This is a genomic window from Burkholderia sp. Bp8984 (genome assembly GCF_003853755.1).
In the GTDB taxonomy this organism is placed as follows: domain Bacteria; phylum Pseudomonadota; class Gammaproteobacteria; order Burkholderiales; family Burkholderiaceae; genus Burkholderia.
Window position 1 is genome coordinate 33,198 of sequence record NZ_QTQN01000001.1, and the last position, 13,197, is coordinate 46,394.

The 13,197-nt window shown below is 61.9% G+C and carries 11 protein-coding genes and 1 pseudogene; 11 read left to right on the plus strand and 1 reads right to left on the minus strand.

Translation table 11 applies throughout. The features are described from left to right. Nucleotides 1-12: 12 nt before the first annotated feature. Nucleotides 13-234: pseudogene (locus DID98_RS00090) on the minus strand (ankyrin repeat domain-containing protein); the annotation flags it as partial. On the opposite strand from DID98_RS00090, the gene DID98_RS35660 reads away from it, so the two are divergent. The 11 genes from DID98_RS35660 to DID98_RS00135 all read left to right on the plus strand — a co-directional run bounded on the left by DID98_RS35660 (nt 213) and on the right by DID98_RS00135 (nt 13,194). After that, nucleotides 213-365 (plus strand): hypothetical protein, encoded by a 153-nt coding sequence (locus DID98_RS35660; RefSeq protein ID WP_185640814.1) that lies wholly within the window; start codon nt 213-215, stop codon nt 363-365. The pseudogene DID98_RS00090 and the gene DID98_RS35660 overlap by 22 nt on opposite strands. Nucleotides 366-778: 413 nt before the next feature. Next, entirely contained in the window at nt 779-2,368 is a 1,590-nt protein-coding gene (mdlC, locus tag DID98_RS00095) for a benzoylformate decarboxylase (RefSeq protein ID WP_124569948.1), read from the plus strand. Between the two features lie 55 nt (nt 2,369-2,423). Beyond that, complete coding sequence (locus tag DID98_RS00100) at nt 2,424-3,875, plus strand: aldehyde dehydrogenase (protein WP_124569950.1); 1,452 nt, start codon at nt 2,424-2,426, stop codon at nt 3,873-3,875. A 141-nt stretch (nt 3,876-4,016) separates the two neighbouring features. Further along, complete coding sequence (locus DID98_RS36120; protein WP_260428021.1) at nt 4,017-4,142, plus strand: hypothetical protein; 126 nt, start codon at nt 4,017-4,019, stop codon at nt 4,140-4,142. Further along, entirely contained in the window at nt 4,139-5,485 is a 1,347-nt protein-coding gene (locus DID98_RS00105) for an MFS transporter (RefSeq protein WP_124569952.1), read from the plus strand. The genes DID98_RS36120 and DID98_RS00105 overlap by 4 nt, the downstream gene beginning before the upstream one ends. Nucleotides 5,486-5,578: 93 nt before the next feature. After that, entirely contained in the window at nt 5,579-6,724 is a 1,146-nt protein-coding gene (locus tag DID98_RS00110) for an alpha-hydroxy-acid oxidizing protein (protein ID WP_124484764.1), read from the plus strand. Nucleotides 6,725-6,807: 83 nt separating this feature from the next. Continuing rightward, nucleotides 6,808-7,767, plus strand: coding sequence for a helix-turn-helix domain-containing protein (locus DID98_RS00115; protein ID WP_124484765.1), 960 nt, complete (start codon nt 6,808-6,810; stop codon nt 7,765-7,767). A gap of 151 nt (nt 7,768-7,918) precedes the next feature. After that, nucleotides 7,919-8,971: a carbon-nitrogen hydrolase family protein gene (locus DID98_RS00120; RefSeq protein ID WP_124569954.1), complete on the plus strand. Its 1,053-nt coding sequence runs from the start codon at nt 7,919-7,921 to the stop codon at nt 8,969-8,971. 149 nt (nt 8,972-9,120) lie between these two features. Further along, complete coding sequence (locus DID98_RS00125; protein ID WP_221621947.1) at nt 9,121-10,353, plus strand: MFS transporter; 1,233 nt, start codon at nt 9,121-9,123, stop codon at nt 10,351-10,353. Nucleotides 10,354-10,551: 198 nt separating this feature from the next. After that, nucleotides 10,552-11,973 (plus strand): indoleacetamide hydrolase, encoded by a 1,422-nt coding sequence (gene iaaH / locus DID98_RS00130; protein WP_124569956.1) that lies wholly within the window; start codon nt 10,552-10,554, stop codon nt 11,971-11,973. Between the two features lie 36 nt (nt 11,974-12,009). Next, the gene (locus DID98_RS00135; RefSeq protein WP_124484768.1) at nt 12,010-13,194 is read left to right on the plus strand and encodes a substrate-binding domain-containing protein; all 1,185 of its coding nucleotides are present in this window, start codon (nt 12,010-12,012) and stop codon (nt 13,192-13,194) included. Nucleotides 13,195-13,197: the final 3 nt, after the last annotated feature.

Consider the following 13,197-nt stretch of genomic DNA (forward strand, 5'->3'; position numbering starts at 1 on the left):
AAGCTCGAGCGGTCACGGCCTCGCTCGCAACGTCACATCGGCATTCGGCGTCGCGCCCACCTTTTCTAGCGCCGCAACCGCGGCGTCGTTGCCTTGCAGGATGGCGTTCTGCAGTGCGGTGCGGCCGAGCGCATCGACGTGATCCGGGTTCGCGCCACGGCCGACGAGCACCGGCAGCATGTCGAGGCGGCCGAACAGCGCGGCGAACGACAATGCCGTTTCGCTGGCGGGATTTCTTCGCAGGGCTGATGCAGGGCCTCGACATGACGACCTGGGTGCAGTTGCCGGACGGCAACCTGCAGGTGCGGCTCAACAGCGGCGTGATCCAGTATCGGCAGGGCACCGGCGCCTGGACCGACGCGTAGGCGGCCCGCCCGGGTGAAGCCGGCGCGGGACACGCGAGCGTGCGCCGGCGCAGTTGTCATGGCCGCGTCGATCAGCGTCACGCTGCCGCTTGTTTCAGCCGCGACGGCCGCTCGGCCGTTGAAAGGGGCTAAAGGAACCGAACAAGGTCCCGAGTTGTCCGGTACTAGGTGTCTTCCCTGAACGGGATCGCCATGGCCGCTCACCGCGGCCGCCGCAGAGCCGGCGATGACGGCGTACGGCCTTGACCCGCAAGGCTTCCGGGCGGAATGGACGCATCCGGCAGCCCGATGGACCCATGCCAGAAAGTAATGACTTTGAGCAATTTTGGCAATTTTCAAACAATGCATCGAATCCCATACTGCGGCTCATCCAATCACCGCCAGCCTGAGTGGCGAACCGCAGAGGACTCGAGATGCAACGAAACACAAGTGGGCAGCCGACCGTTCGCGATGCCGTCGTGGACTTGATGCGGCGCCTCGGCATGACGTCGGTGTTTGCCAATCCCGGCTCGACCGAGCTGCCCATGTTCCGCGACTTCCCGGAGGACTTCCGGTACGTGCTGGGATTGCAGGAAGCCGTCGTCGTCGGTATGGCGGATGGATATGCCCAGGCGACCGGCAATGCCGCTCTGGTCAATCTGCATTCGGCGGCCGGTGTCGGCAACGCGATGGGCAACATATTCACGGCTTTCAGGAACCGGACGCCGCTGATCATTACTGCCGGCCAGCAGGCCCGTTCAATTCTGCCGTTCGATCCGTTTCTGTCGGCATCGCAAGCAACCGAGTTGCCGCGGCCCTATGTGAAGTGGAGCATCGAACCGGCTCGTGCCGCGGATGTTCCGCTTGCGCTCGCCCGTGCTTACCACGTGGCGATGCAGGAGCCGCGTGGCCCGGTGTTCGTTTCCATTCCGGTCGACGACTGGGATCAGCCGGCCGACCTCGTCGAGGCGACACGGGTCAGCACCCGGTTCCGCCCCGATCCGGCATCGATCGCGGAGATCGGTGACGCGCTGGACAACTGCAAACGGCCGGCCATCGTCGTCGGCGCGGAACTCGATCGTGCCGACGCCTGGAGCGAGGCCATCCAGCTCGCCGAGCGCCACAACGCGCGGGTTTATGTCGCGCCGATGTCGTCACGCTGCAGCTTCCCTGAAGATCACCGACTTTTCGCCGGATTCCTTCCGGCGATGCGCGAAAAAATCGTTCGGATTCTGGATGGGCATGACTTGATCTTCGTCGTCGGGGCGCCGGCTTTTGCGTATCACGTCGAAGGCAGTGGGCCGCATGTGCCTGATGGCGCGGCGTTGTACCAATTGATCGACGATCCGGCTACCGCGGCGTGGACCCCGGTCGGCACGTCGGTGGTGGCGAACGTTCGCCTGGGGCTGGCGGACCTGCTCGCCCGTCCGGCGCCGCGTGGCCGGCCGTTGCCGGCGCCTCGCGAGGTCGTCGAGCGAGCCGAGCCCACGGCGGTCATGTCGGTCGCGTATGCGTTGCAGACGCTCTCCGAGGTGCGCGACGCAGCGGATATCGTGGTCGAGGAGGCGCCAAGTTCGCGGCCCGTCATGCAGCGTTATCTGCCGTTCACGCGCAGTCAGACGTTTTACACGATGGCAAGCGGCGGTCTGGGCTACGGCATGCCCGCCGCGGTGGGCGTGGCGTTGGGCAAACCCGGCAGCCGCGTGATCGGCCTCATCGGTGACGGCTCGACGATGTATTCGCCCCAAGCGATCTATAGCGCGGTCCAACTCGATCTCCCGATCACCTTTGTCATCCTGAATAACGCCCGCTACGCCGCCTTGCAGGAATTTGCGCCCGTCTTTGGCTTCTCCGCGTCGGATCCGGTACAGGGCACCGACCTCGCGGGGCTGGATTTCGTTTCTCTGGCCAACAGCATGGGTTGCGAAGGGGTGCGAGTGAGCGACGCGCCGTCGCTGAAGTCCGCGCTGGAAGACGCTTTGTCTTCGGGCAAAACGCGCCTTGTAGAAATTGTCGTGGCCTGACCGCGAGTCGGTGGTTCGACAGGCTGGCTTTTCAAACATATTCCAGGAGACGGCTATGAATCAGGTATCGATGTTGATCAACGGCGAGCGCACGATGGCTCGCGATGGGGCGACATTCGAGCGCCGCAATCCGCTCGATGGCACGGTTGCATCGACCGCACCCGCCGCGACCGTCGCCGATGCACAGGCCGCGGTGCACGCTGCCGCCGCCGCTTTTCCCGCTTGGTCGGCGATGGGGCCCGGCGAGCGACGCGCATTGCTGAATCGAGCCGCAGATGCGCTCGAAGAAAAGCGCGACGCTTTCGCGCTGGCAATGGCGACCGAAACGGGCGCGTCCCGCCTGTGGGCCGATTTCAACGTCAAGCTTGCGGCCGACGGATTGCGCGAAGCTGCTGCGATGATCACGCAGATTTCGGGCGAAGTGATTCCGTCGGACGTGCCCGGCAATCTCGCGCTCGGGGTTCGGCAGGCCGCCGGCGTCGTGCTCGGGATCGCACCGTGGAACGCGCCCGTCATCCTCGGCGTGCGTGCCATCGCGTTGCCGCTGGCTTGCGGCAATACCGTCGTGCTCAAGGGTTCGGAAATTTGCCCCGCGACCCACGGCCTCATCATCGAGGCGTTGCAGGACGCCGGGCTGCCGCGCGGCGTCGTGAACTTCGTCACGAATGCGCCGGCGAATGCCGGCGCCATTGTCGAAGCGCTCATTGCCGAGCCCGCGGTCAGACGGGTGAACTTCACGGGCTCGACCCGCGTCGGCCGCATCATCGCCACCCAGTGCGCGAAGTTTCTGAAGCCCTCGGTACTTGAGCTCGGCGGAAAGGCTCCGTTTCTTGTTCTTCACGATGCCGATATCGACGCTGCGGTTCAGGGCGCGGCATTCGGGGCGTTCGCAAATTCCGGTCAGATCTGCATGTCCACCGAACGCATCGTCGTCGACGCGAACATCGCCGACGAATTCGTCGCGCGCCTGGCCGAAAAGGCGAAGAGCCTGCCGCTTGGCGATCCGAGAAAGGGCCCGGCCGTGCTCGGCTCCGTTGTAGACATGGCGACCGTCAGGAAGTGCAACGACCTGATCGACGACGCGCTGGCGAAAGGTGCGACGTTGGTCTGCGGAGGAAAATCCGAGACCACGCTCATGCCGGCCACGCTGCTCGATCACGTCACGGCCGACATGCGTATCTACCGGGAGGAGTCGTTCGGGCCGGTCAAGGCGATCGTCCGCGTCGAGGGAGACGAAGCGGCCATCGCATGCGCGAACGACAACGAATATGGTCTGTCGGCGGCAGTCTTCAGCCGTGACGTCGCGCGTGCGTTGACGGTAGCGAAGCGTATCGAGTCCGGGCTTTGCCACGTCAATGGGCCGACGGTTCACGACGAGGCGCAAATGCCGTTTGGCGGGATGAAGTCCAGTGGTTTCGGGCACTTCGGCGGCAAGGCGGGAATCGCGGAATTTACCGATTTGCGCTGGATCACCGTGCAAACGACGCCTCGTCACTATCCGTTCTGATGGTTGCCACGGTCGGGGCGCGTCTTGTTCGCGACGGACGAGACGGGCCGCTGGATCGTGGGCGCGAACAAAACAACAACCCTGTACCGGTGAGTAGCCTTCGCTCCTGTAACGACGAGCGATCGGCTTAAGGAGACTGCAATGCCTATTGTCAATTTTGAGTGGTCGCTCGATCGCACCCAGTTCGAGTCGGGCCATTACGTCGGAAAACGGATTACCCAGGCCGGCGATTCAGGCTTCACTGCTCTGGTCGGGGGGGCGAAATGAACGATCGTAATCCCGGTCTGCCGATCGTCGACATAGGCCGCACCCTTGATGACGGACCGTTCTCGGCGTTTCAGCGAATGGTCGTCTTTCTCGCCGCGTTCGCGATCGTGATGGATGGCTTCGATGGGCAACTCATCGGGTTCGCGATTCCCAGCTTGATCAAGGAATGGGGCATTACGCGCAACGCATTTGCGCCCGCCGTTGCTGCCGGCCTCGTAGGCATGGGTATCGGTAGCGCGTTCGCCGGCCTTTTCGCGGACAGGTTCGGTCGGCGCTGGGCCATTATTGGAAGCGTGCTGGTATTTGGCCTGGCGACGAGTTCGATTGCGCTATCGCCGGACGTCATGACCATTGCAATCCTGCGCTTCTTCGCGGGACTGGGTATCGGTGGTGCGCTGCCAAGCGCGACGACCATGACGGCGGAATTTACGCCGGCTCGCCGGCGGACGCTCGCAGTCACAGCAACCATCGTGTGCGTACCGCTGGGGGGCATGCTTGCGGGACTGTTCGCGAGCGTCGTGCTTCCTCACTATGGCTGGCGTGGGCTCTTTCTCATCGGCGGCACGCTTCCCGTGGCACTGGCGTTCCTGCTGTATCTCGCCATGCCGGAATCGCCCCGTTATCTTGTCCGCCATGACGAACGCTGGAACGAACTGCGTCACCTGCTGACCCGCATGTCCCGCTCGATTCAGCCGGACGCCGTGTTCGCCGATCAGAAGGAACAGAAAGCGGTACAGCGTCCGGGCTTTCGTGCTCTGTTCGCGGACGATCAAGGCCGTGACACGATTGCAATCTGGATCGCTTTCTTCATGAACCTGATCGCGGTCTACAGCGCATTCAGCTGGCTGCCGACGATGCTTGCAGGCGAGGGGCTCAGCCCTTCGGTGGCAGGTTCGGGCCTGACCGCCTACAACCTGGGTGGCGTCATCGGCGCCCTGGGCTGCGCAGTGGCAATCGGCCGGTTCGGGTCACGCTGGCCTTTGCTCGTGTGCTGCCTGATGGCATCCGCGAGCGCGCTCTTCCTGCGCGGTATCGACGTCTCTGCCCACACGACGTTGCTTGTGTTCGGAATTGGTTTGCACGGCCTCTTCGTGAACGCAGTTCAGTCGACGATGTATGCCCTTTGCGCCTACGTCTATCCAACCGAGATACGCGCGACCGGGACCGCGTCCGCGCTTGCATTCGGGCGGCTTGGCGCGATTCTCAGCGCGTTCGCCGGGGCATTCGTGATCACGCAGGGGGGAGCGTCCGCGTACCTGGGCATGCTTGGTGGGGCGATGTCGATGGTCTTTATCTGCCTGATGATCGTGCGTCGTCATGTTCCGCCCGTCAATCGCGCCTGACCTCAGGCTCCAGCTTGACAGAGGCGCGCGAATCCGGACTCCAGCGCGCCTCGTGTTCTTCGCATCACGATCTACTCCGACAGTACGTCAATCATGACAACAGGATTTCCCGGCATTTTCTCCGTCAGCGACTATCGTGACGAAGCCAGACGGCGGCTGCCACGAATGGTGTTCGACTATCTGGAAGGCGCGGCGGACGATGAATCGGGACTGAGGCACAACCGTTCGGCGTTCGATAAATTGCAGTTGTTGCCGCGTCGGCTGTCGGATGTCAGCATACGAGAGCAGTCGGTGGAACTTTTAGGCCAGCGGATTCCATCACCGCTGGTGATCGCACCAACGGGTCTCAATAGCGCATTCTGGCCCAAGGGCGACCTCGCACTTGCGCGTGCGGCGGCCAAGGCCGGTATTCCCTTTGCGCTATCGACGGCTTCCAACATGTCCATCGAAGAGGTGGCAAAAGGAGCCGACGGAGAACTGTGGTTTCAACTGTATGTGGTTCATCGCAACCTCGCGAAGAGCCTGGTCAATCGCGCCCGCGCGGCCCGCTATTCGACCTTGATCCTCACCACCGATGTAGCGGTCAACGGTTTTCGCCAACGCGATCTTCGCAACGGCTTTGCCATGCCGTTCAAGGCAAGTGCGCGCGCGGCCGTCGATGGACTGTCGCACCCGCGTTGGCTTTGGTCCTATCTGATGCACGGCATGCCGGAGTTGAGAAATTTCGCTACGGACGATGCATCGGACACGGCCTCCCAGGCAGCGATTCTTCGCAGACAGATGGATGCGAGCTTCAGTTGGGATGACCTGCGCCGTTTGCGGGACGAATGGCCGGGCAAACTCCTAGTCAAGGGCATCGTGACGGCCGACGATGCCGCGCGGTGCGTCGAGCTCGGCGCGGACGGCGTGATCGTTTCGAACCACGGCGGCCGGCAGCTCGCCGACCTGCCCGCGACAGCCGATGTGCTGCCGGATATTGTCGAGCGCACCTCTGGAACGACTGTCATTCTCGACAGTGGGATACGGACAGGGGCTGACGTCGTCAAGGCGATCGCCTTGGGGGCACATGCCGTGATGCTCGGGCGCGCCACGTTATACGGGTTGGCAGCCAGAGGGGAAATCGGCGTGAGCGACGTCATCGAGATGATCAAACGGGAAACAGACCGGACGCTCGCCCTCATCGGTTGCCGCTCGGTCGGGGAGCTCGATCGCAGCTACATTTCGAAGCGACCGTCATAGGTTACTGCGCATTGACGCGGGATTCTGGATGCGCAATTGTTCGGGATCGCTATCCCGCGTATTTGTAGTCGGAATCTTGTGCCATGAATCAAGTGATTACTACGGATCAATACCATCGCGACGACCGGCTTGTGGCATGGGCGGATCAGGTTCGGGCCAGTTGCGTCCCCATGGTTTTCAGGACCGAGTCCGATCAGGGATTTCGTGGCGAGATCTCCAGCGTGAACACCGACGGAGTGTGCGTGTCACGGATCTCGGCGGTCGATCACGTTGCGGCGCATGACTGGGAGGAAGTGCGGCGCACGGCGGACGACTACCTGCTCGTGTCGATACAGATCGAGGGGCGAGGTGCAATCGAGCAGGATGCCCGCACCGCGTTCGTCGACCCTACCGACATGGTGCTGTTCGACTCGTCGCGCAATTTCGCGTGGCATTTTTCCGGGGAGCATTACACGATCCGCTTTCCGCGCAGGGCGCTGGAGAAATTGGTGCCGTGTGGCCGGCAGCATACGGCAGTGAGGATTCCCGCGGCGACGGGGATCCGCCGCGTCGCGGCCGACCATATCGCATCCCTGCACAGAGCGCTTTCGTCAGACGAAGGCGCCGTGGCCGGCTGCGGGAAGCTTGCCGATGTGACCGCAAATCTGGTCGCCCTGGCGCTGGCCGATCATTTCAACACGGTTCCCCTGCCGAAATCCAACGTGAAGGAGATGCATCTGCTCCGGGCGCGTGCGTTCATCAAGGATCGTATCCACGAACCGGAACTGGGACCCGAACAGATCGCCGATGAGCTTGGGGTTTCCAGCCGTTACCTTTACCGACTGTTCGCCGAGGCCGGAGAGTCGATAGGCGAGATCATCTGTACGACCAGACTCAATGGATGCGGCGAGTGGCTTCAGCAGCGCGCCTACGCAAACCGCTCGATTACCGATATTGCGATGGCATGGGGTTTCAATAATGCATCGCATTTCAGCCGTACGTTTCGACGTCACTTCGGAATGTCCGCCCGCGACTACCGTGCGAAGCATTGCGACGCTTTCTGAAGCGTCCTGAGTTGGCTGCGACAGCGATCCCACCTGCTGGCAGCAAAAGTGAAAATCCTGTTCTGTCAGAGTCAAGCGTCCGCCATATTGGCCCGGGACACTTCATCTACAACGTTGCGGGCGTCCCGCCCGCGAGTCGTGGAGGAATATCTTGGCTCTCAACCATCCCCAATATAAAGCGGCTGTGGTGCAGGCCGCCCCGGCGTTCCTCGATCTTCAGGCCGGAATCGAAAAGTCCATCCGCTTGATTGAACAGGCCGCGCAGGCCGGCGCCGACCTGATCGCATTCCCCGAAGTCTGGCTGCCGGGCTATCCGTTCTATGTCTGGCTCGGTACCCCGGCCTGGTATATGAGCAAAGGCTATGTCCAGCGCTACTTCGACAACTCACTGAGCTACGACAGTCCGGAAGCCGACGCACTGAGGGACGCGGCGAGAAAAAACCGTATCACGGTGGTGATGGGACTCTCGGAGCGCAAGGGCCACTCGTTGTATATCTCCCAATGGATTATCGGCCCCGACGGGGAAACACTCCTGCAACGACAGAAACTCAAGCCCACACACCTCGAACGGACGGTTTTCGGTGACGGGGAGGGCAGTGGCTTGACCGTGGTCGACAGTCCGCTGGGAAAGCTCGGCGCGCTTTGTTGTGCCGAGCACGTGCAACCTTTGACCAAAGCCGCCATGTATGCGCAAGGCGAACAGGTCCACGTTGCCGCCTGGCCGAGCTTTTCCCTCTATGAATTTGCGAGCGCATTGAGCCACCAGGTGAACAACGCGGTTTCGCGAACCTACGCCGTCGAAGGAGGGTGCTTTGTCCTTGCGCCTTCGACAGTCGTCACCGAAGAGATGGTCGAGAGTCTGTGTGACACCGCGGACAAACGTCAGCTGTTGCGGCCAGGCGGTGGCCATAGCGTTGGATACGGGCCTGACGGGGCGGAATTGTTCGAAAAGCTCGACGAAACCGCAGAAGGCTTGCTCTACGCCAACATCGATCTCGGCCTGCAATCGCTTTCGAAGTGCGTTTTCGATCCCGCGGGGCATTACTCGCGGCCGGACGTTCTGCGATTGCTGATCGATCGGCGGCCGCGCCCCCCTTTCGCCGAGACTCTCGACAGAACGCCGGTGGAGACGCGCGCCGATGCTCAAACGTCATCAGACAACGGCTGCTTGTCCGAGCTTGCGGGAAGTGGCGTAGATCAGTAACGGGACCATCGAGTTCGCCATGTCATGCCATGGCGAGCCGGGTCAGAGGTTTTCATGTCGCTACCGTGTTTGCTTGATATCGATTGAAACCGGACGGTTTTTTCGAAATAACGGCAATCCGGTCTCGACCATATATTTAGGATGTCGATATGAACTACAAAGAAAATCGAGACTACGAATGGAAGATGGTCATCTTTCTTGCGGTGCTGTTCGGAATCGTCGGTCTCGATCGTCTGGTCATCGTGTACCTGTTTCCGGTGCTGCTGCCGGAGCTCAAACTGAACAACACGCAGGCAGGCGCCATCGCCTCGGTTCTCGCATTGACTTGGGCAGTTTCGACATGGGTGCTCGGGAGTCTGTCCGACCGCCATGGGCGTCGCAAGATTCTGCTCGGTTCTTCAATCTTCTTCTCGGTGATGACATCCTTTACCGGTGTCGCCAAGTCGTTCCACAGCATGCTGCTTGTGCGCGGCCTCCTCGGCGTGGGAGAGGGGGGCGTCTTCAGCGCCAGCGTTGCGACCATCGACGAGATATCGACGCCGCGTCGGCGCGGCTTGAATCTTGGCATTCACCAGTCGTTTTTCCCCCTTCTTGGTATCGGTCTTGGACCGATCATCGCTACCCAGCTCGCGATGCATATGCGCTGGGAGTGGGTGTTCTTCGTTCTCGGTATCCCGGGGCTTTTGCTGACGTTCCTGATCGGCAGGACCATGCGGAAGTCGGAGGCAAATCGCGACAAGCAGGTCCGATCGGCATCGGGCGGCCCCTTGACCGTGCTGCGATACAAGAACATCTGGCTGACCACGGTCATCGGATCGCTTTTCCAGACGGGCCTGTTCGTGTTCTCGACGTTCGTCGCGCTCTATCTGACCAAAGTGGCGGGCCTCAGCCTCGGCACGGTCGGCCTGATCATCTCCGGATGGGGTTTCGGCGGGTTTATCGGGATGATCGCCGTTCCGGCGATCTCTGATCGGCTCGGGCGGCGGATCGTGCTCGTCGTCTCTGCGACTTGCTACGGCATCCTGATGTTGGCTTTCGTTCTTTGTCACGCTTCTCCGATCGTCATGTTCGCGAATCTCTTTGCTGCCGGGATTTGCGGCTTCGGCATCGCACCGCTCTTTCTTGCCGTGATTCCATGCGAATCCGTACCGTCCACGCTGACTGGCTCCGCCGTAGGCGTTCCTACCGCTGTCAGTGAACTCATCGGTGGAGTCCTGATGCCGGTGGTGGCTGGCGGGCTCGCCGACACGTTCGGTCTTGGCTATCCGATGCTGATCGTCGGTGGGGTGTCGTTGGTGAGCGCTTTCGTGGGGATGTTTCTCGATGAAACGGTGCCGGCCGCGACGTCGAAGCATTCCGTCTCGAACATCGACGCGGTCTGAACGTTCGGCAAAGAGCAGGCGGATTTCAGACCTTTGCGGGGACTCGCGCGATCAAGGCCGCCGACGTCGGTCGCGGGGCTGCATCGGGCGCGGTGAGGTGACGCTGCCACGGTTGAGCGCGTCGTCGTCATTTCTGACGATACGCTGCAAAAAAGCAGGCGTGCAATCTACGAAGACCGAAATGTAAGCGAGACGTAGATGCCAACCCTCCCGCAGCTTTCAGTCGTCGACGCCAAAGGTGCGATCGATCGACGCGAGATCTCCTGCCTGGAATACGTTCAGGCGCTGATGGATCGACAGGCTGAAACCGAGTCGCTGAACGGGTTCGTGTATGTCGACCCGGAGAAATTGTTGCAATCGGCGCGGGCGCATGATGAATCTCCCGCAGCCCGAACAGGCCGGATGTCACTTGCAGGCATTCCATTGGCAATCAAGGACAACATCGACTGCGTGGGCATGCCGACAGCCGCTGGAACGGCAGCGCTGCGCAACGCCGTACCTCGAGCGAACGCGCCGGTCGTGGCGCGCGTGATCGAAGCGGGTGCGTTGGTCGCGGGCAAAGCCAACATGCACGAACTCGCTTTCGGCTGCACCAACGACAACGGATTTTTCGGCCCGGCCCGCAATCCGTATGACCCGTCCAGAATTCCTGGCGGAAGCAGCGGCGGGTCTGCCGTGCTGGTGGCGAGTGGTGCGGTGCCGGCGGCGCTCGGCACCGACACGGGCGGATCGGTGCGAATACCGGCGGCGCTGTGTGGACTGGTCGGCTTTCGTCCCACGCATGGACGCTATCCGTCAGAGGGAGTCGTACCGATATCGCCCACGCGCGACACGGTCGGTCCGATTGCCCGAACCGTCTCCGACATGATGTTGCTGGACGAGATCCTGTCCGGAAGTGGTTCAGCGCCTCCCGTTGTCGACGGTGCACGTGACTTTCGCCTGGCAGTCCCGTACTCGACGTTGTGGGAGGGGCTGTCACCCGATGCGCGGCCGGTACTCGAACATGCGCTGCAGAAGCTCGAGGATGCAGGCTTCGAACTGGTTGACGTAGACCTGCGACGTTATCCGTTTTTCCGTGCGCAGAAGAGCGCAACCATCCCGTTTTTCGAGTTTGGCGGTGCCGTGGGCCGCTATCTGGAAACAGGTGGCGTGGCTGTGACGTTCCCGGAGATCGTTGCCCGGATCAAAAGCCCGGATGTAGTCCGCATCGTCAGCGACATCCTGGGGGCCGGTGCGATTTCCGCGGCCGAATATACCGAAGCTCTTCTCGCGCGAGAGCGGTCGCGCACGTCTTACGTGGCGTGTCTTCGCGAAATGGAGGCCGACGCGCTGCTATTTCCCACCGTCCTGATTCCGGCTTGCAACATCGGCTCTGAAACCGTGGCGGTCGGGTCTGAAGCGCTCGATGTCTTTGCCGCGTACACGCGAAATACCGAACCAGGCAGCAATGCCGGGGTACCCGGCATCACCATTCCCGCAGGTCTGACCCAGGATGGGCTCCCGGTTGGACTGGCGCTGGACGGTGCTCCGTATTCGGATCAGCGAATCCTGCAGATCGGCAAGGAAATGGAGCGCGTGCTGTGTGCCGCGACGTTCCCGCGTCTCGACGCACACGTTTGATTCATCCGGCAACGGCTTAACGAGAAAGGCAAGCAAATGAATCGTCGAAATATCCTGAAAAGTATTGCGCTCGGTGCTGCAAGTGCCGCGGTGGGCGTCGGGGGGCTCGTTCCGGCATCGGTACGCGCGGCAAACCAGCCGCTGAAGCTGGCGCTGATGGCGCCGATGAGCGGGCCGGCCGCATTTTTCGGTCAAGCCTGCAAAAACTGTGCGGCGTTGGCAATCGACGAGATCAATGCGCGCGGGGGCGTTTTGGGGCGCCCCCTCGAGTTGCTGGTGGGCGACGCCGGCGCCGCACCTTCCGAGTCGGCGCAGACGGCGCTCCGCCTCTGGAAGCGCGACAAGGCGGAGGTCTTTGTCGGATCGCACGATAGCGCTGTCCGGACGGCGCTGGAAAGTCTGTTCCGAGGCCAGGTGCCTTACTTCTATACCCCGATGTACGAGGGCGGCGATTGCGCGAAGGGCACGTTCTTCGTTGGCGAGACGCCTGCGCAGCAACTGGCGCCGGTCATTCCGTGGCTGACCGCCAAACACCAGGTCAAGCGCTGGTTCCTGATCGGCAACGACTACATCTGGCCGCGCAAGTCGAACGAAGTGGCGAAAAAGGCGATTCAGGGTTCCGGCGCGGCCGTGGTCGGCGAAGAGTACGTTCCATTCGACGTCGACAACTTCGACGCGGTACTCGGCAAAATCCGGGACAGCAAGGCGGATGCGGTCTTCATCACGCTGGTGGGCGGGTCGGCCGTCACGTTCAACCGAAGTTTTGCGAGCTTCGGTCTCAGCGACAAGATGATCCGCTTCGGCACGATGGTCGAAGAAAACACATTGATCGGCATCGGTGCGTCCAACTCCAGGAACCTCTACTCGGCCTCCGGCTTTTTCTCGACGCCGACCGCCACGTCCGGGCAGTTTCTGGAGCGCTATCACAAGCAGTTCGGTGCTTCGGCGGTTTTGAGCAGCATCGGCGAGTCGACGTACGAGGGCATCCTGATGTATGACGCCATGGCCAGGAAGGCGAATTCCGCGTCGATCGGCGATCTGACGAAGACTTCCGATGGCGCAAGTTACACAGGCCCGCGCGGCGCGGTCACGATGAAGTCGCGCAATGTGACGGCCGACATCTTCCTCGCGAAGGCATCAGGCGTCCGATACGACGTCGTCAAGACGTTCTCACAACTGAGCTCGGCCGAAACCTGTGCGAGCGGAGCGGGTGCGGGTTGAAGT